Raw genomic sequence first — 21,270 nt, forward strand, 5'->3', positions numbered from 1 at the left:
TATAACGAAGACTAGATCTTTCAGGCGACGTTGCGCTCCGGTTCCGGAGCCTGTTGGACGGCCTGCTGTTTGACGCCGAGATAGAGGATGGAGTTGCGGCCGATGCCATAGGTCTCGCAGACCTCGGGCGTCAGGAATTCGGTGACCGGAATCTGCTGGACACCCAAACCGGCGCGCTGGATCACATCGATAAAGCCGGATCTTGAGAAGAGACGCACATGGTCGTCCTGGCCGAAATGCGCCCAGCGGCCTTCCGGCGTCGTCACCTCGGGATTCTCATAGGTGTCCTCGATCGACAGGCAGATCGGCGCCATCAGGATGGCGACGCTGTCCTGTTTCAGGACTCGCCGGATTTCGGCCGTGGCACGCACTGGATCCTCGACATGTTCGAGCACATGCGAGCAAAGCACGAAGTCGAAGCTCTCGTCGGCGTAAGGCAGGTTATGGATATCCGCCTTGTCGTCTGCCTCGGGCAAATGCATGTCGCAGCTGCGGTAGAAGACATGCGGGTGGCTCTTGAGCCAGAAGGTCAAGGCGCGGCCAGGCGCAATGTCCAGGAAGCGGACGGGCTGCGCCTGGTTGAGGCGCTGGAATACCGGCGTCAGGAATAGGGCGAAGAGCCTGTCGCGATCGGTCGAATGACAATTGGGGCAGCTATAGGCCTGATGGTTGATAGTCTCGAATTCATGCAGGCCATAGGGAAAGCCGTGCTCCATCGCCTTGTCGACGTAGTAGCGTGGAAGCGGTACGAAATGCGGAATTCTGCTGCGGCAGATGGGACAGGCGTGGAATAGAGCCATTGTATCCTCGTAGGGACCGTACAACGCGCAAGCAACGCCACATCAAGATGCGCAGTTTCGCGGCCGGGTTTCGATCAGACAACTGTTCAACGATCCCGGAGACTCACGAACGGCCAGGATCACCGCCACCTTGCGCGCCAATGCTGGTCCGAAACTGACGTCAGACGGTGAGCATGATCTTGCCGATATGGCTGCCGTCTTCCAGCAGCCGGTGCGCCGCGACGACGTCCTCGAAGGTAAAGACCTTGTGGATGACAGGAGCGACGGTGCCGGCCTCCAGCAGCGGCCAGACTTCGGCGAGCAGATCGTCGCGGATGGCGCGTTTTTCTTCCGCCGTGCGCGGGCGCATGGTGGAGCCGGTGACCGTCAGCCGCTTAACCATGATCGGCGACAGATTGATCTTTTCGGCAACGGCGCCGCCGAGGAAGGCGATGATCGACAGGCAGCCGTCTTTGGCGAGCGAAGCGAGGTTGCGCTCGAAATAGGCGGCACCGATCATGTCGAGGATAATATCGACGCCCTGACCGGTCTCGGCCCTGATCACTTCGGCGAAATCCTCGCTGCGGTAGTTGATCGCCCGTTTGGCCCCGAGCCTCTCACAGGCCTCGCATTTTTCCGGTGAGCCGGCCGTCGCATAGACCGCGGCGCCGAAGGCGCGGGCGAGCTGGATCGCCGTCGTGCCGATGCCGCTCGTGCCGCCATGGATCAACACCGTCTCACCTTCGGTCAGCCCGGCCATCTGGAAGAGATTGGCCCAGACGGTGAAGAAGGTTTCCGGCAGGGCCGCCGCCCGCACAGCGTCATAGCCCTTGGGAAAGGGCAGGACCTGGCCTGATGGTAGCAGGCAATATTCGGCATAGGCGCCGCCATTGGCGAGCCCGCAGACCTTGTCGCCCACGGCATGATCGGTGACATCGGGGCCGAGGGCGACGATTTCACCGGATAGTTCCAGTCCGAGGATCGGGCTTGCATCCTTGGGCGGCGGATAGCTGCCCTGGCGCTGGGCAATATCGGGACGGTTGACGCCGATCGCCTCGGCGCGCACCAGCACCTGCCCCGCTTCGGGCACCGGCAGCGGGCCGCTGCCGATCGTCATCACCTCCGGCCCGCCAAAGGCGTTGAGATCGACGAAACGCATTTCCTGAGGCAATGGCATGGTGCGATCCTCCCTGATCCAAACAGGGGAATTAAATCAGCACCGCCGGCTTGGGAAGGTTGGAAGCGGCAAGGGCGTCAATTCGCCTCGCCCAGGACGTGGAAGGCGAGGCCCTCCTCGCTCTCCTTGGCGGCCGATTTGATGACGGCGATCTCGGCGCCGACGCGGTTGATATCATCGATGACGAGGCCTTCCGGCAGTTCGAGCACGCCGATCGAGCAGCGCATCAGCGGGAACAGGGCTTCGGCGCCGGTGCGGTCGTGGCCGAGGATGCGGCCGGCGGCGCGGTGCTCTTCGGAATAGAGGTCGCGCACGTCGTCGTGGAAATCGCTGATCAGCCGGTCGAGGATCTCGGTCAGTTCCTCCTTCGTCCAGCCGACGACGCCGATGAAGAAATCGTCGCCGCCGACATGGCCGAGGAAATGCCGCTCGGCGAAGAAATAGCGGCGCATCAGCGCGGCAAACAGCGAGATCGCATGGTCGCCGAGATGGAAGCCATAGGCGTCGTTGAACGGCTTGAAATTGTCGAAGTCGCAATAGCAGAAATGGCGGACCTCGTCGCCGTCGCGGCCGGACTGGCGCATGAAATCGCGGATGGCGCGATTGCCCGGCAGGCCGGTCAGCGGGTTCTGGTCCTGGGCGGTCTTCAGTTGCTTCTCGTTGATGACCTTGATCAGCGAGGCGGCGGAGACGACGCCGGCATAACGCATATTGTCGGTCAGGATCAGACAGTTGCTACCTTCCATATTGGCGAAGATCGCCATCAGATGCTCGGCATCGCTGTCGAGGCCGACGATCGGCGCCATCTCGACGAAATGCGAAATGGAACGTTCATACATCTTGTTCTTCAGGAGATCGCGGCCGAAGGGCTGGTAGATATATACCTTCAGGTGATGCTCATGGATGATGCCGCGCGGCTCGTTGTTGGCGTTGAGCACGGGAAAGAAAGCCTGGCGCGGATTGCGGCGGAAAAGCTCGAAGACGCTGTCGATGCTGTCGTTTTCGTAGACCGCCGGCAGCAGCTCGATCTGCTTGCGGATGAGGATCTCGTCGAGCGACTGGCTGGCGCGCTTGCTTTTCCCGAGCTCCTGCAGATGCGGGAAGGACGGCGCCAGCTCCGACATATGCGTCGTCGGCCGCGAGATGAACCATCCCTGGACGAGGTCGACGCCATATTCGCGACAGGCGATGAATTCGGCCTCGGTCTCGATGCCCTCGGCGATGACGCGGGTGCCGAGCACATGGGCGATGTTGACGATGCTCTTCAGGAGATGGCGCTTGCGCGGGCTGCGGTCGATCTCGGCAACGAAATGCCGGTCGATCTTCAGATAATCGACCGCATGATCGCACAGCAGTTTCATTTCGCCGTGACCGACGCCGAAATCGTCGATCGCCAGCTTGAAGCCGGCCTTGCGCAGCTTCGACACCAGGGCTGAAAATTCCGGCACGCTGGTATTGTCGAAACGCTCGGAGAATTCGAAACAGATCGAAGACGGCGGGATATTGGCGGTCCTCAGATGCTGCAGCAGGTTTTCGACCAGCCGTTCGCCATGCGGGATGAGGCGGACGTCGAGATTGAGGAACAGCGTCGAGGTGGAGAAATTCGACAGCGTCGCGAATTTGGCGAGCGCGCGGCTCGCCAGCATCTGTTCGAGCTGCAGCAACTGGCCGGCCTCATGGGCCTGATCGAGAATGTCGGCCGGCGTGTCATAACCGATGCGCTCCTGGCCGCGCATCAGGGATTCGTAACCAAACACCGTGCCGGTGCCGGCCTCGACGATCGGCTGGAAGGCGTTCTCGACCACGAGCTTGGCAAGGGTAACGATCTGATCGCTGGCGTAACGGCGCAGGACGCCGGGCTCGACGGGGGAAGCCAGGGATGTGCCGGTTTTCATCTCGGCCGAGCTCCGCTGTGATTTGTTCTTGTTGAGCCAGGACCATGCTGCAGAAGGATCAATGAACCCTTTCGCCAGTGTGAAAGTTTTGTGAAAGACGCGAACCATCGCCGCGCGTTCCGCGTTTATTCGAGTTCTCCCATAATCAGACGCTTGTTCAGGCGGAGCGACGGCGCTGCGCCTCATGATCGGCGAACATGTCGGCGACGCATCTGCCGCCCGAGGCAACGCTCTCGTCATTGAGGAGATCGGCCTTGATTTCGCCGAGCTTGCGGGCGCTATCCCAGAGGCGGAGCGCCTCGCGGACGACCTCGCTGCTCGAGGCGTAACCGCCATTGTCGACGGCAGCACGGATGCCCGCTGCCTGTTGCGGAGAGATGGAAACGGTGACCATCGGCATGAACTTCCTCCCTTTTTTATTCAGGCAGTACCCTGCCTTTGGGGGACGCATGACCATTTGCGGCGATCGTATAGGACCACCCGCTTTTGGCGAGCGGTCCGTACTCCTTAAGTCTAATCCCCTGCCATGTCCTTGTCAAAACGGAGGCGTCGAAAAAGCCGGCGACGGCGCTTCCGAGATTTCAACTGCGCAAACCGAGGCCGAAGGCGATCATCGTCCATCCCTGAATGATGAGATCGACGGCCAGGAAAAGACCGAGGATCCAGAGGCTGTTCACCGGCCAGCCCAGCGCGATGACAAAGCCGGCCAGCGCCGTCATCACGCCGCTGGCGGCGATCCAGCGCCAGCCCTTCAGCGGTCGCATCCGCATCCCGACCCAGAGGCGGAAGACCCCGGCCACCAGCAGCGCAATGGCCAGAAACAGGGTCAAGGCCGCCGAAGTGAAGATGGGATTGATGAAGGCGCAGATGCCGGCAAGCACGTAAAGCACGCCGCTCAGAGCCCAGAAGAGCACTTGATCCCAACGGCGCACCTGAAAAGCGTGGACGAGATAGATGACGCCGCCCGCCAGCATGAGCATGCCGACATAAAAGACCGAGGCGACGGTGGCCATCAACAGGTTGCTGAGAGCGATGAGGCCGCAGATAAGAAGCAGAACGCCGAGGCCGAGGAACCATGTCCATTTCGACCGCAGCGGGGATCCGGGCATTTCGTTGAAGACGCTGGTCATAGCACACCTCCTGATCAACTTCGAATATGTTGCGCCCGTTTCTCCGGAAAAGATCTGCGCCAAATCAATTCAGCCGAGATTTTTGTTGATTGATCAGTCAATCAAAAATATCCTTATCCAAAATGCGTGAGGAGTTGGCGTTTTGCCGAAAGTCGGAATGGAACCGGTGCGCCGCAAGGCGCTTGTCGATGCGGCGCTGCGGGTGATCGGCGATCACGGCTCGCTGGCGGTCACCATGTCCGATATCGCCCGCCAGGCCGGCGTGTCTGCAGCCCTTGCCCATCATTATTTCGGCAGCAAGGAACAATTGCTGATCGAGACGATCCGCTCGCTGCTCAGGCAGCTGCGCCGCGATACGGTGGCGGCGCTGAAGGAGGCGCGCACGCCGCGTGAGCGGCTTTCGGCCATCATCCGCGTCAGCTTCCACGCCGACCAGTTCACGCCGGAGACGATTGCCGCCTGGCTTGCCTTTTACGCCGAAGCGCAGCGCTCGGAGGAGACGCGCCGCTTCCTGGTAATCTATGCCCGCCGCTTGCGCTCCAACCTGCTTGCCGATCTCAAGGCGCTGCTGCCGGCCGACGCCGCAGAACGTATCGCCGAGGGCGCTGCGGCGATGATCGACGGGCTCTACATCAGGCAAAGTCTGAAATCGGCGCCGATCGGCATCGAAGCCTCGATCGCGCTGACGGAGGATTATGTGAACGCACTTCTGGCCAGCGCCTCCCCTTCTCCCACCCGGGGAAGGAAAAACCATTTCGCACCATCCAAGGATAAATGACATGAAAGCCCAACCGAAAGCCTCGCACTTCATCGATGGCGAATATGTCGAGGATAGCGACGGCACCGTCATCGAGAGCCTCTATCCTGCCACCGGCGAGGTGATCGCCAGGCTGCATGCGGCAACGCCTGCGATCGTCGAGAAGGCGATCGCCGCGGCCAAACGCGCCCAGCCGGAATGGGCGGCGATGAGCCCGATGGCGCGCGGCCGCATCCTGAAGCGCGCCGCCGACATCATGCGCGAACGCAACCGCGAGCTTTCCGAACTGGAAACGCTCGATACCGGCAAGCCGATCCAGGAGACGATCGTCGCCGATCCGACCTCGGGCGCCGACGCCTTCGAATTCTTCGGCGGTGTTGCACCGGCCGGGCTCAACGGTTCGCATATCCCGCTCGGCCAGGATTTTGCCTATACCAAGCGGGTGCCGCTCGGCGTCTGCGTCGGCATCGGCGCCTGGAACTATCCGCAGCAGATCGCCTGCTGGAAGGGTGCGCCGGCGCTGATCTCAGGCAATGCCATGGTGTTCAAGCCGTCGGAGAATACCCCGCTCGGTGCCTTGAAGATCGCCGAGATCCTGCATGAGGCGGGGCTGCCGAAGGGGCTCTTCAACGTCATCCAGGGCGACCGGGATACCGGGCCGCTGCTCGTCAACCATCCCGATGTCGCCAAGGTGTCGCTGACCGGATCGGTACCGACCGGGCGCCGGGTGGCGGCGGCTGCCGCCGGCAGCCTCAAGCATGTGACGATGGAACTCGGCGGCAAGTCGCCGCTCATCGTCTTCGACGACGCCGATCTCGATTCGGCGGTCGGCGGCGCCATGCTCGGCAATTTCTATTCGACCGGCCAGGTCTGCTCGAACGGCACCCGTGTCTTCGTGCAGAAGGGCATCAAGACGGAATTCCTCAAGCGGCTGAAGGCGCGCACCGAGGCGATGCTGATCGGCGACCCGATGGACGAGGCGACGCAGATCGGCCCGATGGTTTCCTGGGCACAGCGCGAGAAGGTGGTCGCCTATATCGAGAAGGGCAAGGCCGAAGGCGCGACGCTCGTTGCCGGCGGCGGCATTCCCAACAACGTCTCCGGCGAAGGTTATTACGTGCAGCCGACGGTGTTTGCCGACGTCACCGACGAGATGACCATCGCCCGCGAGGAGATCTTCGGGCCTGTCATGTCGGTGCTCGATTTCGACGATGAGGACGAGGTCATCACACGCGCCAATGCCAGCGAATTCGGCCTGTCGGGCGGCGTCTTCACCGCCGACCTCACCCGCGCCCACCGCGTCGTCGACCGGCTGGAGGCCGGCACGCTGTGGATCAACGCCTATAATCTCGCGCCGGTGGAGATCCCCTTCGGCGGCTCGAAACAATCCGGCTTCGGCCGCGAGAATTCGCTGGCGGCGCTGGAGCATTATTCCGAGTTGAAGACGGTCTACGTCGGCATGGGGCCGGTACAGGCGCCGTATTGAGTAACAACATCCGGGCCTGCCCCTCATCCTAACCCTCTCCCCGCACGCGGGGAGAAGAGACGTGCCAGACGAAAGGCATGCGGTGGACGGACAGGTTTCGGCAAGTTCCCTTCTCCCCGTCAGAACGGGAGAAGGTGGCGGCAGCCGGATGAGGGGCAGGCTCGGCGAACAAGCAGCCGGCCGAAGGGTAATTCGAGAAAGAAAAGACCATGCAAGCAGATTTCGTCATCATCGGCTCGGGCTCGGCGGGGTCCGCCCTCGCCTATCGCCTCTCCGAAGACGGCAAGAATTCCGTTCTCGTCATCGAGGCGGGCGGCAGCGATTTCGGGCCGTTCATCCAGATGCCGGCCGCCCTTGCCTGGCCGATGAGCATGAAGCGCTATAATTGGGGTTATCTCTCCGAGCCGGAACCCAACCTCAACAACCGGCGCATCACTGCGCCGCGCGGCAAGGTGATCGGCGGCTCCTCCTCGATCAACGGCATGGTGTATGTGCGCGGCCACGCGGAAGACTTCAACCGTTGGGAGGAGCTTGGCGCCAGCGGCTGGGCGTATGCCGACGTGCTCCCCTATTTCAAGCGGATGGAGCATTCGCATGGCGGCGAGGAAGGCTGGCGCGGCACCGACGGACCGCTGCATGTCCAGCGCGGCGGCTTCACCAATCCGCTGTTCCGCGCCTTCATCGAGGCCGGCAAGCAGGCGGGCTTCGAGACCACCGAGGATTATAACGGCAGCAAGCAGGAAGGCTTCGGCCTGATGGAGCAGACCATCTTTTCCGGCCGCCGCTGGTCTGCCGCCAACGCCTATCTGAAACCGGCGCTGAAGCGGAAAAATGTCGGCATCGTCTACGGCCTGGCACGCAAGATCGTCATCGAGGACGGCCGGGCGACCGGCGTCGAGATCGAGCGCGGCGGCAAGGTGGAGGTGGTCAAGGCGACGCGCGAGGTGATCGTCTCGGCCTCCTCCTTCAATTCGCCGAAGCTCTTGATGCTGTCGGGCATCGGCCCGGGCCAGCATCTGAACGACATGGGCATCGCGGTGAAGGCCGACCGGCCGGGCGTCGGCGCCAACCTGCAGGACCATATGGAATTCTACTTCCAGCAGGTCAGCACCAAGCCGGTGTCGCTCTATTCCTGGCTGCCCTGGTTCTGGCAAGGGGTGGCCGGCGCGCAATGGCTGCTGTCGAAGGGCGGGCTCGGCGCCTCCAACCAGTTCGAGGCCTGCGCCTTCCTGCGTTCCGCGCCGGGGCTGAAGCAGCCCGACATCCAGTATCATTTCCTGCCGGTGGCGATCAGCTATGACGGCAAGGCGGCGGCCAAAAGCCATGGTTTCCAGGTGCATGTCGGCTACAACCTGTCGAAATCGCGCGGCAGCGTGACGCTGCGCTCGCCCGACCCGAAGGCCGAGCCGGTGCTGCGTTTCAACTATATGAGCCATCCGGAAGACTGGGAGAAATTCCGCCACTGCGTGCGCCTCACCCGCGAAATCTTCGGGCAGACGGCCTTCGATGCCTATCGCGGCCCGGAGATCCAGCCTGGCGAAGGCGTGCAGAGCGACGAGCAGATCGACGCCTTCCTGCGCGAGCATCTGGAAAGCGCCTATCACCCCTGCGGCACCTGCAAGATGGGCGCCAAGGACGATCCGATGGCAGTGGTCGATCCGCAGACCCGGGTGATCGGCGTCGATGGCCTGCGCGTCGCCGACAGCTCGATCTTCCCGCACGTCACCTACGGCAATCTGAACGGCCCCTCGATCATGACCGGCGAGAAGGCCGCCGACCACATTCTCGGCAAACAGCCGCTGGCGCGCTCCAACCAGGAGCCCTGGGTCAATCCAAGGGCGGCGGTCAGCGATCGGTGAGTGGACTTGATCAAGCGTCCGTTGTCAGACCCGACGGCACCTTGTAGGCTCGGACGACAGCTTGGAGATTGGCACCATGGCGCTCAAGCGGATGGACAATGTCGGGATCGTCGTCGAAGACCTCGCGGCGGCGATTGATTTCTTTCGCGAACTCGGCCTCGAACTCGAAGGGCAAGCGGCGATCGAAGGCGAATGGGCCGGACGTGTCACCGGACTTGGCGATCAGCATGTCGAGATCGCCATGCTGCGCACGCCGGATGGACACAGCCGTCTCGAGCTCTCCCGCTTCCTCAGGCCGGATGTCGCCGCAGATCACCGCAATGCGCCGGTCAACGCGCTGGGCTATCTCCGCGCCATGTTCACCGTCGATGATATCGACGACACGTTCGAAAGGCTCCGCAGCCGCGGCGCGCAGCTCGTCGGTGAAGTCGTCCGGTACAAGGATGCCTATCGGCTCTGCTACATCCGCGGTCCTGAAGGGCTGCTCATCGGACTTGCCCAGGAGCTCGGCTAGGCACAATGAATGCGTCCGGCCGGCGAATGCGCGGCGGTTCAGGGGACCAAAGTGCAAACATCGATCTTCTTCCTGCCCGCATGGGCAGACAGGTGGAGCATTGTGGCGGCGTGAAAGCCATTTCTTCAAATCTTGAAGAAAGAGATGGTCCTTTCCCGGCAAACGGGTTTAGGAAGAGCGCATATCCAACATCCGTTCCGGCATGCCAGTGTTGTATCGCAAATCCCGACTTCTTCGCCGCTCCCGTGTTCTCTGGGGTTCTCTCGCGCTCTGGCGTCCGCGGCTGATCTTCTGGTTCGGCGCCTTTGCGATCGGCATCATCAGCGTCGGCTTTGCCAGGCTTGCCGATCTCGCCCAGCGCGCCTTTGCCGGCCTGACCACATCGGGCGAATGGGGCTTCCTGCTGCCGCTCGTCATCACGCCGCTCGGCTTCATGCTGTCGGCCTATCTCGCGGCGCGGTTTTTCCCCAACGCGCAGGGCAGCGGCATTCCCCAGGCGATCGCCGCCCGGCATCTGCGCGACCCCGAAGATCGCACCCGCCTGCTGTCGCTGCGGCTCGTCTTCGGCAAAATCGTGCTGACGGTGCTCGGCCTCCTCAGCGGCGCATCGATCGGCCGCGAAGGGCCGACCGTGCAGGTGGGCGCATCGATCATGCTGGCGGTCGCCCGCTTCGGCGGCATGGCGCAAGCCCGCGGCCTGATCCTTGCCGGCTCGGCGGCCGGCATTGCTGCCGCCTTCAACACGCCGCTCGCCGGCATCGTCTTTGCCATCGAGGAAATGAGCCGGACCTATGAATCGCGCGCCAACGGTCTTGTCCTGACCGCCGTCATCCTGTCGGGCCTTGCCGCGCTCGGGCTCGCCGGCAGCTACAATTATTTCGGCTCGACATCCGTTGCGCCGGCTTCGCTGCGCGACTGGGAACTGGTGCTCGTCTGCGGCATTGGCGGCGGCGCCCTTGGCGCTGCTTTCAGCGGCCTTGCGCTCCATGCCGGCCAGCATATCCGCCGGTTCGCGCAGCCGCAGCCGCTGCGGCGCATGGTCCTGCTCGCGGCCGTCTGCGGCCTTGCCGTCGCCATCATCGGCATATTTTCGGGCGGCACGACCTTCGGCACCGGTTACGACCAGGCGAAAGGCGCCGTCGAGGGCAACCCCCTGCCCCTGATCTTCTTCCTGGAAAAGCTGGTTGCCGGCTTCCTGTCGATGATTTCAGGCATTCCGGGCGGCATCTTCGCGCCTTCGCTTGCCGTCGGCGCCGGCTTCGGCAGCACCGTCGGCCAGTTGATGGGCAGCGGCATTGCGCTTGCGGCGATCCTCGGCATGGCCGGCTATTTCTCCGGCGTGGTGCAGGCGCCGATGACGGCCTTCGTCATCATTCTGGAAATGACCGGCGATCACCAGGCCGTCATCCCGATCATGGCGGTGTCGATGATCGGCTACATCACCTCACGGCTCCTGTCGCGCGAGCCGCTCTATCACGGCCTCTCGCGCGTCTTCATCGCCGCGGCGATCAGGGCGCGGCGGGCCGGAGCGGCATGATTTCGGGAAAGCGGCCGGTCAGGCGAGCAGGCGGGTGACTTCGGCGCCTTGCCTCGGGCCGACGGCATCGGCGATCGTCGTCGAGAACAGCACCTTGCGGGTGGCGTCGGCGACCTTGGCGAAGACATGGCGGATTTCGCAGGTCTGTTCGCCATCGCAATCGTCGCATTTGCGGTAGGCGGTGATCGACAGGCACGGCAACGGCGCGATCGGGCCGTCGATGATGCGCAGGATCTCGCCGAAGGTGATGGTATGGGCGGGCTTCAGCAGGAGATAGCCGCCCTGCTTGCCGCGGCGACTGGCGACGATGCCGTGATGTTTCAGGTCGAGCAGGATCTGTTCGAGGAACTTCTTCGGGATCTTCTGCTGGGCGGCGATATCGGAAATCATCACCGGTTCGTCGGCATCGGCATCCGCCAGAACCGTCAGCGCCCGCAGCGCATATTTCGCCTTTTGCGTAATCATCTCAGACCGTCAACACACACAGGCGGCGCGTATTCCCGCGCCGCTTCACGAGTACATTCGCCTCTATGGCACAACCAGCATGAACGGAATTTGAACGCGCTAGAGAAAGCCTTGAGGGACAAGCATTTTTGGCCATGTTTTTCACCCTTGGCCAAGCCCTTGCAATCTACGCCAAAACCCCGCCTTCCGCACCTTTTTCGGCATCACTTCAGATTTCGAATTGACAGGCTGCGTGTAACTCTACTATTTTTATAGACATACAAGCTGTCGGTGGGGATCTTTATCCTCGGGCGGCTGTTTTTTTGCATTGCGGCAGCTTCGGAGAGATATTTGCTCCTGTGGCCGCAGCTTTCGAAATCCCTTTTTCTGTCCGATCGGGGACTGAACTGCGATACTCCGGTCAACAAAGGACAGGATTCTCATGACTGTTATCGATACGATTGCGGAAGCGGAAGCCAAGGCGCTGAACGACAAGCTGGCGGGTCTCGACCTTGCCGGACGTCTGTCGCTGGTGGCGGGCCTTGGCGGGCGCGTGGTGTTCACCACCTCGCTCGGCATCGAAGATCAGGTGATCAGCGCCGAGATCGGCACACATCGCCTGCCGATCGACATCGCGACGCTCGAGACTGGCCGGCTGTTTGCCGAGACGCTGGCGCTGATCGACGAGACCGAAGCCCAATACGACATCCACATCCAGCGCTTCACCCCCGAAAAGGCCGATATCGACGCCTATGCGGCGAAATACGGCCTCAACGGCTTCTACGAAAGCGTCGAAGCACGGCATGCCTGTTGCGGCGTGCGCAAGCTGAAGCCGCTTGCGCGCGCACTCGAAGGGGCAACGATCTGGATCACCGGCCTGCGCCGCGGCCAATCGGCCAATCGCGCCGAGACGCCCTTTGCCGAATATGACGCCGAACGGCACCTCGTGAAGGTCAATCCGCTCGCCGATTGGGACATCGAGGCGATCAAGGCTTTCGTTTCCGACAACGGCGTGCCGGTCAATCCGCTGCATGCCCGCGGCTATCCCTCGATCGGCTGCGAGCCCTGCACCCGGGCAATCAAGCCCGGCGAGCCGGAGCGCGCCGGCCGCTGGTGGTGGGAGCAGGACGAGACGCGCGAATGCGGCCTGCATGTCGCCGAAGAGGCTTCGGTGGTCGCCGCCCAGTAATCAACCCTCACGGCTTTCCCAATCAAGGCGCGGCGATCGCCGCAGCCTTTGGGAAAGCCAACATCAAAGAATTGTTTGCGGGCGCCGCAAACGACCGACAGCCTGGAGTAAGACATGCCCGATAGTCGTCCGGATACGGAACTCAGCAACCCGCAGAGCGCCAAGGCGCCCCTCGACCCGCATCTGAAGGCGCTGGAAAACGAATCCATCCATATCTTCCGCGAGGTGGCGGCGGAATTCGAGCGTCCCGTCATGCTCTATTCGATCGGCAAGGATTCCTCGGTGCTCTTGCACCTGGCGCGCAAGGCCTTTTATCCCGGCCGCGTGCCCTTCCCGCTGCTGCATGTGAACACCGGCTGGAAATTCCGCGAGATGATCGCCTTCCGCGACGAAACCGCGAAGAAGTACGATCTCGACCTGATCGAGCACATCAATCCGCGCGGCGCGGCTGAAAACATCACGCCCTTCACCCATGGTTCGGCCGCCTTCACCGACATCATGAAGACCGAAAGCCTGCGCCAGGCGCTCGATGCCGGCCAGTTCGACGCCGCTTTCGGCGGTGCACGCCGCGACGAGGAAGCAAGCCGCGCCAAAGAGCGCATCTATTCCTTCCGCACGCCCGACCATCGCTGGGATCCGCGCAACCAGCGGCCGGAACTCTGGAACGTCTATAACGGCATGATCCGCAAGGGCGAGAGCGTGCGCGCCTTCCCGCTGTCGAACTGGACGGAAGTCGATATCTGGCGCTACATCCAGGCCGAGGACATTCCGCTCGTTCCGCTCTACTACGCCAAGATGCGCAAGTTCGTGGAGCGTGACGGCATGATGATCCTGGCCGAGGATCCGCGGCTCGAACTGTTGCCCGGCGAAGTGCGCCAGGAAGGCATGATCCGTTTCCGCACGCTCGGCGACTTCCCGCTGACCGGCGCCATCCGCTCACAGGCGACCACGCTGGAAGAGGTGATCGCCGAACTCGAAATTGCAACGGTGTCCGAACGCCAGGGCCGCGCCATCGACCGCGACCAGTCCGGCTCCATGGAAAAGAAGAAGCGTGAAGGATATTTCTGAGATGACCGCAGCCAACACCGCCGTCTCGGCCGCAACCGCCGTCAGCCTGCCCGCGGCCGAGCCGCAGAAGGCCCAGCGCGACTCGCGCCCGCTGCGCCTCATCACCTGCGGCAGCGTCGATGACGGCAAGTCGACGCTGATCGGCCGCCTGCTCTGGGACACCAAGGCGGTCAAGGAAGACCAGGCCGCCACGCTGCAGCGCGATTCGACCGGCAAGCAGAACGATCTCGGCCTGCCCGACTTCGCGCTGCTGCTCGACGGCCTGCAGGCCGAGCGCGAACAGGGCATCACCATCGATGTCGCCTATCGCTATTTCTCGACCGACAAGCGCTCCTTCATCGTCGCCGACACGCCCGGCCACGAGCAATATACCCGCAATATGGCGACGGGTGCTTCGACCGCCGATCTCGCCATCCTGCTGGTCGACGCACGTTACGGCATTCTGGAGCAGACGCGCCGTCACGCGACGATCGCCTCGCTGCTCGGGATCAAGCAGTTCGTGCTTGCCGTCAACAAGATCGACCTGACGGGCTACGACCGCGCCGGCTTCGAGAAGATCAGCCACGAATTCCGGGAATTCGCGCTGTCGCTCGGCGTCAAGCAGATCACCGCCATTCCGATGTCGGCGCTGAAGGGTGAAAACGTCGTCTATTCCGGCCAGGGCGCCATGCCCTGGTATAGCGGCCCGACGCTGGTGGAAACGCTGGAGCTTGCCACCGTGCGCTCATCGCAGACGGTCGGCTTCCGCCTGTCGGTGCAGCGCGTGTCGCGTCCGGGCGAAAGCTTCCGCGGCTATCAGGGCACGGTTGCCGGCGGCTCGGTCAAGCCGGGCGACAGCGTCATGATCCTGCCGTCGGGCATGGTCGCCAATGTCTCCAAGATCGTCACCTTCGATCTCGTGCGCAACGCCGCCGTCGCCGGTGATGCGATCACGCTGGTGCTCGACCGCCAGGTCGATGTGGCGCGCGGCGACATGATCGTCTCGATCGACGCCCAGCCGCAGGTCGGCCTTGCCTTCGACGCGCAGATCGTCGCGCTGCAGCCGGAGGGCATCGAGCCCGGCAAGCGCTACTGGCTGAAGAGCGGCTCGCGCCGCCAGCGCGTCCAGGTTCAGCCGCTCAGCCAGCTCGAACTGAAGACCGGCACGTGGAACGCCGCCCAGCGGCTCTACATGAATGCGATCGGCAAGGTACGGCTTTCCTTCGACGAAGCGGCGATCTTCGATCCCTATGAGCAGAACCGGCAGTCCGGCTCCTTCATCCTGATCGATCCGGAGACCAACAACACGGTCGCCGGCGGCATGGTGACCGGCAAACGCACCGAGCTCGGCGGCCTGCACAATGGCGACGCCCGCGTCATCCTCTCGCTGCCGGCCGATCTCGCCGAGCAGATCATGGCGAGCGAACTCTTCGCCAGCCGCAGCCACGAGGCCGAGGTGCGCCGCATGACGGCCGCCGAAGCCGCCGACCTCTGGTCGAGCGCGGCAAGCGATATCTGATAGGAGAAAGGGGCCGGGAAGACCGGCCCCTTCTTGCATGGCCGAATTTGTCGGCTGCTAGCCGGCGGATTGCGCCCATAGACCGCTCGGTGATCTTCACGCGGCATCCCTGGTTTCCAGCGCGCGGATCGACCGAGCGTCGCTAGCCAAATCGTTCCAACAGGAAATCGATCACCGTCCGCAACATCGCTGTCGGCCGGCGGTTCGGCGCATAGACGAGAGACATCGGAACAGGCCTGTAGGACCATTCCGGCAGCACCTGCTCAAGCCGTCCTTCGGCGATATCGGCAGCGAGCAGCAGTTCCGGCTGAAGCACGATTCCGGCGCCGCTGAGCGCTGCCATGCGCAGCGCTGCCCCCTGGTTGGTGGAGAATTTTCCGGAGATCGGCACATCACGCATTTCGCCTCCCGGTCCGACCACGTGCCAGCGATCCTGCCTGCGCCAATAGGAGTGGCCGAGGCAGAGATGATTGGTCAGAGCCTCGGGCGAGACCGGGCGGCCATGGCGGGCAAGATAGTCCGGCGCGGCAGCGAGAATGCGCCGGTAGGGCGTGAGCGGGCGGGCGACCAGGCTGTCGTCAGAGAGCGGCCCGATGTGGATACCGAGCTCGAAGCCCTCGCCGATGAGGTCATGGACATTGTTGTCGAGCGATAGCTCGATGCTGACGTCGGGATAGGCGTTCTGGTAATCGATCAGCGCCGGCACCAGGACCTGCGTTCCGAAACTGACGGGTGCCACCACGCGAAGCCGGCCGCGCGGCGCCGATTGCAGCTCGCTCGCCGAAGCCTCGGCCAGCGCCACTTCGGAAAGCGCGCGTTTGCAGCGCTCGTAATAGAGCTGGCCAACCTCTGTGAGCTGATGGCGTCGCGTGGTGCGATGGATCAGCTTCGCCCCAAGCCGGGTCTCGATCGTCTTGATCTGCTTGGCGACCATGGCAGGCGACACTTGCGCGATCTCCGCGGCCGCCGCGAAACTGCCGTTATCGATGACCCTGACGAACATCGCCATGCCGGCCAGCTTGTCCATGATTGCCTACCTGTGGGTTTCGAATGACGATACAAGCAGCTTATTTATCAACCTTCGTATTTACAACATAGTGGTCATGTCCCGAGCCGAGGCGACGGACATTGCCAACATGACCAAGGAGAAAACATGCCCATTCTTCACCTGCAGATGCATCCCGGCCGCACCGACGATCAGAAACGCGCCTTCGCCCGCGAAGCGACCAAGGCCGCCGTCGAAACGCTGGCATGCCCGCCCGAGTCGGTGGAAATCCTGATAACGGAGATCGCCAAGGACTCCTGGGCGGTCGGCGGCAAGCTGAAATCCGAGGCCTGAGAGTCGACCCGCAGCATCGAAGGCTCGCGCTGCGGGCGCCGCCGGCGTCGTCTTGGGCAGAGAGCCGGCATGCGGCTCTCGTGCAAGCGACGTGATTGTTCTGCAGGCGGTGGCTCACGAGGATGTGATGAAGAACCGCCGAATATCGGCGGTGGCCAGGGTGTTGTCGTCCAGGGCTGAAAACGAAGGAGTTCTTGCGATGAAAATCCATCCCTTGATTGCCGCAGCGTTCTTGCTGATTTCCACCTGCGGCGTTGCCCAGGCGGACGACCACCTTTTCCAGGCGGAACAGCATGGATTGAAGTCCGGCACCACGGCAGCTTCCACAACGCACGCGTTTACGACCAACAATGCCGGTCACAGCGGTACATTGGCCCCCGGCCAGGGAAGTCCGTTCACCGGACACGACACCCAGACGCCGGCCACCGACACGGATGCCGCCAACGAGCACGCCAACGTAAAGCCCCGCTGAGGAGGCAAACGGTTCACTCAGCGCGAATTGCGGTTAGGCTCAGTCCGTTCGGTAGATCGATTTTGAAGGCGCAGGAATTGTGTTTCCTGCGCCTTCATTGTGCATGGCAGTCCACTCCCACTCGTACGCTGGGTTTACTCCGGTTTATCTAATCGCGGCGAACGCCGAGATGTGAGATATTGAATATGCGGCAGATCACCCGATCTGCCGGAATAGTGAGGGAGGATGTCCTATGCCACTGTTCGTAATCACAGGGTGTTATTCAGCCACGGCAGCGAAGGGAATGATCGCCGATCCATCGGACCGGGAAGCGGCGGCCCGTGCCATCATGGAAGCAGCAGGCGGGAAACAGCATTCTTTCTACGTCACGACCGGCGAAACTGACTGGATGATAATCGCGGAATTCCCCGACGGTGTTGATCTGATCCCCGCACTTCTTGTCGTCGGCGCATCGGGAGCAGTATCGAATATCAAAACCGTGCGAGCATACACGGGTGCGGAATTCAAGGCCGCCCAAGAAAAGGCGGGCAAAATTGCATCTGCCTACAAAGCCCCTGCAAGATAAGCAGACCACTCGTTGGATCATCTCTGGCAGCGGATGTTCGATCCGCTGCCAGTTCGTGGTTGACACAAATCTTGCATTCGGCTTGGAAGGCTTGCGACTAAACAGCAGTTGAACACATTTGCGCTGGGGGACTTTACGGCGCCAAGAAAATCAGAGTTTCGCAGAAACGGCCTTTTTCAATTCACGATTCGCCGTTTGCCGCTTGCCCGCGGGCCAATGTGGGCTCATTCTCAGCTTAGATCCTGGCGTGCGGTAAGCGAGAGGTCAGGTCAACGCTCAATCCGGACCTCCAGATACCTAGCGTGGCGCCTTTTCTCGACTGATTCTTGAGCGAGGAGGTTGTCCATGTCCACGCGCTCTGTCGACCATCCGCTACAACCGGGCGACCGGGTCCCGAACGTGGTGCTTGATGCGATCTCGCGCGAGGGGAAGATCGCGCTCGATGATTTTCGCGGCCACAGCCCGTTGTTGATCGGTTTGTTTCGAGGCCTGCATTGTCCGTTCTGCCGGCGCCATGTCGCGGCCATGGCATATCTCAACCCGACGCTGCGTGAGAAAGGCGTCCAATCCCTGGCTGTTGTCAACACCCCGGTCGAACGCGCGCGGCTCTATTTCCGTTACCATCCGATGCCCGATCTTCTGGCGGCTTCCGACCCGGTACGAGCTTCGCACCAAGCCTTCGGCTTGCGCGAGGTCGGGATCGACACGGTCATGGCGCTACGGCTCGATCTTCCTGGCGAATTGCCCGAGCCGATGAGCGTGATGGCAATGGATGAATTTCTCAACGAGAAGGAAGGCTATCAGATTACGGACGCCGATCAGCAGATGATGACTGCCGACCATGGACAGCTTGTCGGTCAGTTCCTCATCGACCGCGAGGGCATCGTGCGCTGGAGCTTCACGGAAGTTCTGGAGGCTGGGCTCCAGACATTCAAGGGACCGAACTCCCAGGAATTGATCTCGGTCGCTTCAGAAATAGCCCTTTAAGCTGTCATTCTCATGGCAGCAGTCCGCCGGGGCCTTTTGCGGTGGAACACGCGGCATCACCCGGCTATAAAGCTGATGCTGCGTGGCCTTTTTAGCGGTAATCGATGCCCCATTCTCCCGAATCCTCAGGTGAAAGCGTTAGCAGTTCGAGTTCGGGTGGCAATCAGAACCTGGAGTCGGCAGCGCCGGCCGCCGCCTCGGATTCGCCGGGAACCGGCCAAGGCGTCGAGCCGCAGCCGCCCCATGGCTCCTTCGACCAGACCAGGCAGGCGGCCAGAACTCTATTGCGGGCGATACGCCAGGATGTGCAGGCAAGTTCTGCCTTGGCAAAGATCAGGACGGCCGCCTTGTCTTGGGGGGCGAAATTCAGAAGGATACGGCCTGGAATGGCGTCGGCTCCCCTGACATGGATGACGACGGCTTTGGCCAGAGCCGGACGCCGGATTCGCGATCGGCGCTCAAGCCCGCGTGAAAGCCGACAAAGCGCATGGCGCATCGCCGGATGGCGCAAATTCGCTTTGGGATCGGCCTTGCTTGTCTGCCTCTTCGTCGCAAGCGTGCTGGTGTGGGCCCTGAAAGACGTGCCCTGGAGCGAAATCCGGGACGGAACGTTAAAGCCGGTCGTCGTGCTGGAAACGGCCGACGGTGCGCCGTTGGTTAGACAAGGACCTTATCAAGGACCATATGCCCGATACGACCAGTTTCCGCCGCATCTGATCGATGCTGTCCTCTCGATCGAGGATCGCCGGTTCATGGATCATTTCGGCATCGATCCCAGGGGCATGGGGAGAGCGCTTCTGCGGAACCTGGAGGCCGGCTCGGTGGTGGAAGGCGGCAGCACCATCACCCAGCAGCTCATCAAGCTGCAATATCTCGACAGCGACCGAACCATAAAACGAAAGATACAGGAGGTCGTCATCGCCTTCTGGCTGGAGTGGAAGCTCGGCAAGGCGGAAATCCTGACCCGCTATCTCAACAGCGTCTATCTTGGCGCCGGCGCCACCGGCATGCCCGCCGCCGCGCGCATCTATTTCAACAAGGACATCGGAGCGCTCGACCTGCCGGAGTCGGCGATGCTGGCGGGATTGCTGCGGGCGCCGAGCCAGTGGAATCCGATCGACAATTTCGAAGGCGCGCGACAGCGCACCATGGTCGTTCTCGACGCGATGGCGGCCAATGGCAAGATCACCGCGCTGGAGGCGGCGGAGGCCAAGACGAGCTTTGCCAAGCTGCACCCGACGACGCCCACGCCGCGCTCCGGAAGCTGGTTTGCCGACTGGATTTCGCCGCAGGCGAGCGAAATCGCCGGCGCCTCGCCGGGTTCGACCACCGTGCGCACCACGCTGGTGCCGCAGCTGCAGCAGAGCGCCGAACGGATCGTGAAAAAAGCTCTGGACGGTGAGGGAAAGACGGTCGGCGCATCGCAAGCCGCCTTGGTTGCGATGACGCCCGACGGCGCGGTCGTCGCGATGGTTGGCGGGCGCGACTATAAGGCCAGCCAGTTCAACCGCGCGGTCACCGCCATGCGCCAGCCGGGTTCCACCTTCAAGCTGTTCGTCTATTACGCAGCCTTGAAGGCCGGGTTCACTCTTTCCGACCAGGTTATGGACGCGCCGATCGACATTGACGGCTGGTCGCCGGAAAATTCCGGCGGCAACTATAGCGGCTGGGTGACGCTTGCCGAGGCTTTCGCGCGCTCGCTCAATGCCGCGTCCGTGGCGCTTGCCCAAGAGGTCGGCCTGGACAATGTGATTGCCGCCGCGCGCGAACTCGGCATCGATGCGCCACTCGCCAACACGCCGTCTTTGGCGCTCGGCACCTCCGAGGTCAATCTGCTCAACCTCACCAGCGCCTATGCCTCCGTCCAACTCGGCAGGGCACCCGTCAAGCCCTGGGGCATCATCGACTTCCAGGCGGCAGGGCAGCCGAAGACGTTTCGCGTTGGCTCACAATCAAAGCCGGATGTCGATCTCTCCTCCTACCAGTCCGATCTCCTCGGCCTCCTGCAGCTGGTAGTCGAGCGCGGCACCGGACGCGGCGCCGATCCCGGCACGTTTGCGGCCGGCAAGACCGGCACGAGCCAGGACAATCGTGATGCCTGGTTCGTCGGCTTCACGGACGCACTCGTTGTCGGCGTCTGGGTTGGCAATGATGATGACGCGCCGATGAAGGGGGTGACGGGCGGCGGCCTGCCGGCGCATATCTGGCGGGACTTCATGCGCGAGGCGACGAGCGAAGCAACGCTGAACGGCGTGCGATCGGCCGAAACCGCAGATGAGGGTCAAGGCGCGCCGCAGTCCTGCAACATCACCGCCTGCTCGCGCAGCTACCGCTCTTTCCGCCCATCCGATTGTACCTACCAGCCATATTCCGGCGGCCGACGGCTCTGCGAAAAGTGATGTGGTTCGGCGGGAGATGAGACCCGCCATGCTTGCCTGACGATAACAACGCCGCCGAACGACTTGTTCGGCCGCTCACCCTCCGCGCGCGTTTGGACGGTCAGGTCCGCGACCGACTGCCGACTTGTATCGGCGCGTGGCCCGCACCCACTTATCCATAAAATGGCATTATCTT

21 protein-coding genes are annotated in these 21,270 nt (G+C 62.5%); 13 read left to right on the top strand and 8 right to left on the bottom strand.

Features of this window, described 5'->3' with window-relative positions; all coding sequences use genetic code 11:
- Positions 1-20: 20 nt before the first annotated feature.
- The 5 genes from EFD56_RS27565 to EFD56_RS27585 all read right to left on the bottom strand — a co-directional run bounded on the left by EFD56_RS27565 (position 21) and on the right by EFD56_RS27585 (position 4,981).
- Complete coding sequence (locus EFD56_RS27565) at positions 21-800, bottom strand: class I SAM-dependent methyltransferase (RefSeq protein ID WP_126906794.1); 780 nt, start codon at positions 798-800, stop codon at positions 21-23.
- Between the two features lie 160 nt (positions 801-960).
- The gene (locus EFD56_RS27570) at positions 961-1,956 is read right to left on the bottom strand and encodes an NAD(P)H-quinone oxidoreductase (RefSeq protein WP_126906795.1); all 996 of its coding nucleotides are present in this window, start codon (positions 1,954-1,956) and stop codon (positions 961-963) included.
- A gap of 77 nt (positions 1,957-2,033) precedes the next feature.
- The gene (locus EFD56_RS27575; RefSeq protein WP_206513426.1) at positions 2,034-3,851 is read right to left on the bottom strand and encodes a GGDEF domain-containing protein; all 1,818 of its coding nucleotides are present in this window, start codon (positions 3,849-3,851) and stop codon (positions 2,034-2,036) included.
- Between the two features lie 157 nt (positions 3,852-4,008).
- Complete coding sequence (locus EFD56_RS27580) at positions 4,009-4,251, bottom strand: ribbon-helix-helix domain-containing protein (protein WP_004669555.1); 243 nt, start codon at positions 4,249-4,251, stop codon at positions 4,009-4,011.
- A 181-nt stretch (positions 4,252-4,432) separates the two neighbouring features.
- The gene (locus EFD56_RS27585; protein ID WP_037137469.1) at positions 4,433-4,981 is read right to left on the bottom strand and encodes an HdeD family acid-resistance protein; all 549 of its coding nucleotides are present in this window, start codon (positions 4,979-4,981) and stop codon (positions 4,433-4,435) included.
- 142 nt (positions 4,982-5,123) lie between these two features.
- Between EFD56_RS27585 and betI the strand changes: the two genes are divergently transcribed.
- From betI to EFD56_RS27610, 5 genes are all read left to right on the top strand, one after another.
- Positions 5,124-5,759: a transcriptional regulator BetI gene (gene betI, locus EFD56_RS27590; protein WP_004669551.1), complete on the top strand. Its 636-nt coding sequence runs from the start codon at positions 5,124-5,126 to the stop codon at positions 5,757-5,759.
- 1 nt (position 5,760) lies between these two features.
- Positions 5,761-7,224, top strand: a complete 1,464-nt coding sequence (gene betB, locus EFD56_RS27595; protein ID WP_126906797.1) for a betaine-aldehyde dehydrogenase — start codon at positions 5,761-5,763, stop codon at positions 7,222-7,224.
- Positions 7,225-7,433: 209 nt separating this feature from the next.
- A complete protein-coding gene (gene betA / locus EFD56_RS27600; protein WP_126906798.1) occupies positions 7,434-9,083 on the top strand; it encodes a choline dehydrogenase in 1,650 nt (549 codons plus the stop codon).
- A gap of 76 nt (positions 9,084-9,159) precedes the next feature.
- Positions 9,160-9,597 (top strand): VOC family protein, encoded by a 438-nt coding sequence (locus tag EFD56_RS27605; RefSeq protein ID WP_126906799.1) that lies wholly within the window; start codon positions 9,160-9,162, stop codon positions 9,595-9,597.
- A 202-nt stretch (positions 9,598-9,799) separates the two neighbouring features.
- Positions 9,800-11,134 (top strand): chloride channel protein, encoded by a 1,335-nt coding sequence (locus EFD56_RS27610; RefSeq protein WP_126906800.1) that lies wholly within the window; start codon positions 9,800-9,802, stop codon positions 11,132-11,134.
- Between the two features lie 18 nt (positions 11,135-11,152).
- On the opposite strand, the gene EFD56_RS27615 is transcribed toward EFD56_RS27610, so the two are convergent.
- Complete coding sequence (locus EFD56_RS27615) at positions 11,153-11,599, bottom strand: RrF2 family transcriptional regulator (RefSeq protein WP_126906801.1); 447 nt, start codon at positions 11,597-11,599, stop codon at positions 11,153-11,155.
- A gap of 421 nt (positions 11,600-12,020) precedes the next feature.
- Here EFD56_RS27615 and EFD56_RS27620 point away from each other — a divergent pair, with 421 nt between their 5' ends.
- From EFD56_RS27620 to cysN, 3 genes are all read left to right on the top strand, one after another.
- Positions 12,021-12,767, top strand: a complete 747-nt coding sequence (locus EFD56_RS27620; protein WP_126906802.1) for a phosphoadenylyl-sulfate reductase — start codon at positions 12,021-12,023, stop codon at positions 12,765-12,767.
- Positions 12,768-12,881: 114 nt separating this feature from the next.
- Positions 12,882-13,835, top strand: a complete 954-nt coding sequence (cysD, locus tag EFD56_RS27625) for a sulfate adenylyltransferase subunit CysD (RefSeq protein WP_126906803.1) — start codon at positions 12,882-12,884, stop codon at positions 13,833-13,835.
- Between the two features lies 1 nt (position 13,836).
- Positions 13,837-15,333 (top strand): sulfate adenylyltransferase subunit CysN, encoded by a 1,497-nt coding sequence (gene cysN, locus EFD56_RS27630; protein WP_126906804.1) that lies wholly within the window; start codon positions 13,837-13,839, stop codon positions 15,331-15,333.
- A 142-nt stretch (positions 15,334-15,475) separates the two neighbouring features.
- Here the strand turns inward: cysN and EFD56_RS27635 are convergent, their stop codons facing one another.
- Positions 15,476-16,360, bottom strand: coding sequence for a LysR family transcriptional regulator (locus EFD56_RS27635; RefSeq protein WP_126906805.1), 885 nt, complete (start codon positions 16,358-16,360; stop codon positions 15,476-15,478).
- A gap of 126 nt (positions 16,361-16,486) precedes the next feature.
- Between EFD56_RS27635 and EFD56_RS27640 the strand changes: the two genes are divergently transcribed.
- The 4 genes from EFD56_RS27640 to EFD56_RS27655 all read left to right on the top strand — a co-directional run bounded on the left by EFD56_RS27640 (position 16,487) and on the right by EFD56_RS27655 (position 18,696).
- On the top strand, positions 16,487-16,672 hold the full coding sequence (locus EFD56_RS27640) for a 4-oxalocrotonate tautomerase (RefSeq protein ID WP_003594927.1): 186 nt from the start codon (positions 16,487-16,489) through the stop codon (positions 16,670-16,672).
- 127 nt (positions 16,673-16,799) lie between these two features.
- Positions 16,800-17,144, top strand: a complete 345-nt coding sequence (locus tag EFD56_RS27645) for a hypothetical protein (protein WP_126906806.1) — start codon at positions 16,800-16,802, stop codon at positions 17,142-17,144.
- Positions 17,145-17,376: 232 nt separating this feature from the next.
- Positions 17,377-17,709, top strand: a complete 333-nt coding sequence (locus EFD56_RS27650) for a GYD domain-containing protein (RefSeq protein ID WP_126906807.1) — start codon at positions 17,377-17,379, stop codon at positions 17,707-17,709.
- Between the two features lie 345 nt (positions 17,710-18,054).
- Complete coding sequence (locus EFD56_RS27655; protein ID WP_126906825.1) at positions 18,055-18,696, top strand: peroxiredoxin-like family protein; 642 nt, start codon at positions 18,055-18,057, stop codon at positions 18,694-18,696.
- A gap of 163 nt (positions 18,697-18,859) precedes the next feature.
- On the opposite strand, the gene EFD56_RS33275 is transcribed toward EFD56_RS27655, so the two are convergent.
- Positions 18,860-19,192, bottom strand: a complete 333-nt coding sequence (locus EFD56_RS33275) for a hypothetical protein (RefSeq protein WP_225882796.1) — start codon at positions 19,190-19,192, stop codon at positions 18,860-18,862.
- A gap of 22 nt (positions 19,193-19,214) precedes the next feature.
- Here EFD56_RS33275 and EFD56_RS27660 point away from each other — a divergent pair, with 22 nt between their 5' ends.
- Complete coding sequence (locus EFD56_RS27660; protein WP_245440647.1) at positions 19,215-21,095, top strand: PBP1A family penicillin-binding protein; 1,881 nt, start codon at positions 19,215-19,217, stop codon at positions 21,093-21,095.
- The last annotated feature ends 175 nt before the right edge of the window (positions 21,096-21,270 follow it).

Source organism: Rhizobium phaseoli, from assembly GCF_003985125.1.
Classification (GTDB): domain Bacteria; phylum Pseudomonadota; class Alphaproteobacteria; order Rhizobiales; family Rhizobiaceae; genus Rhizobium; species Rhizobium phaseoli.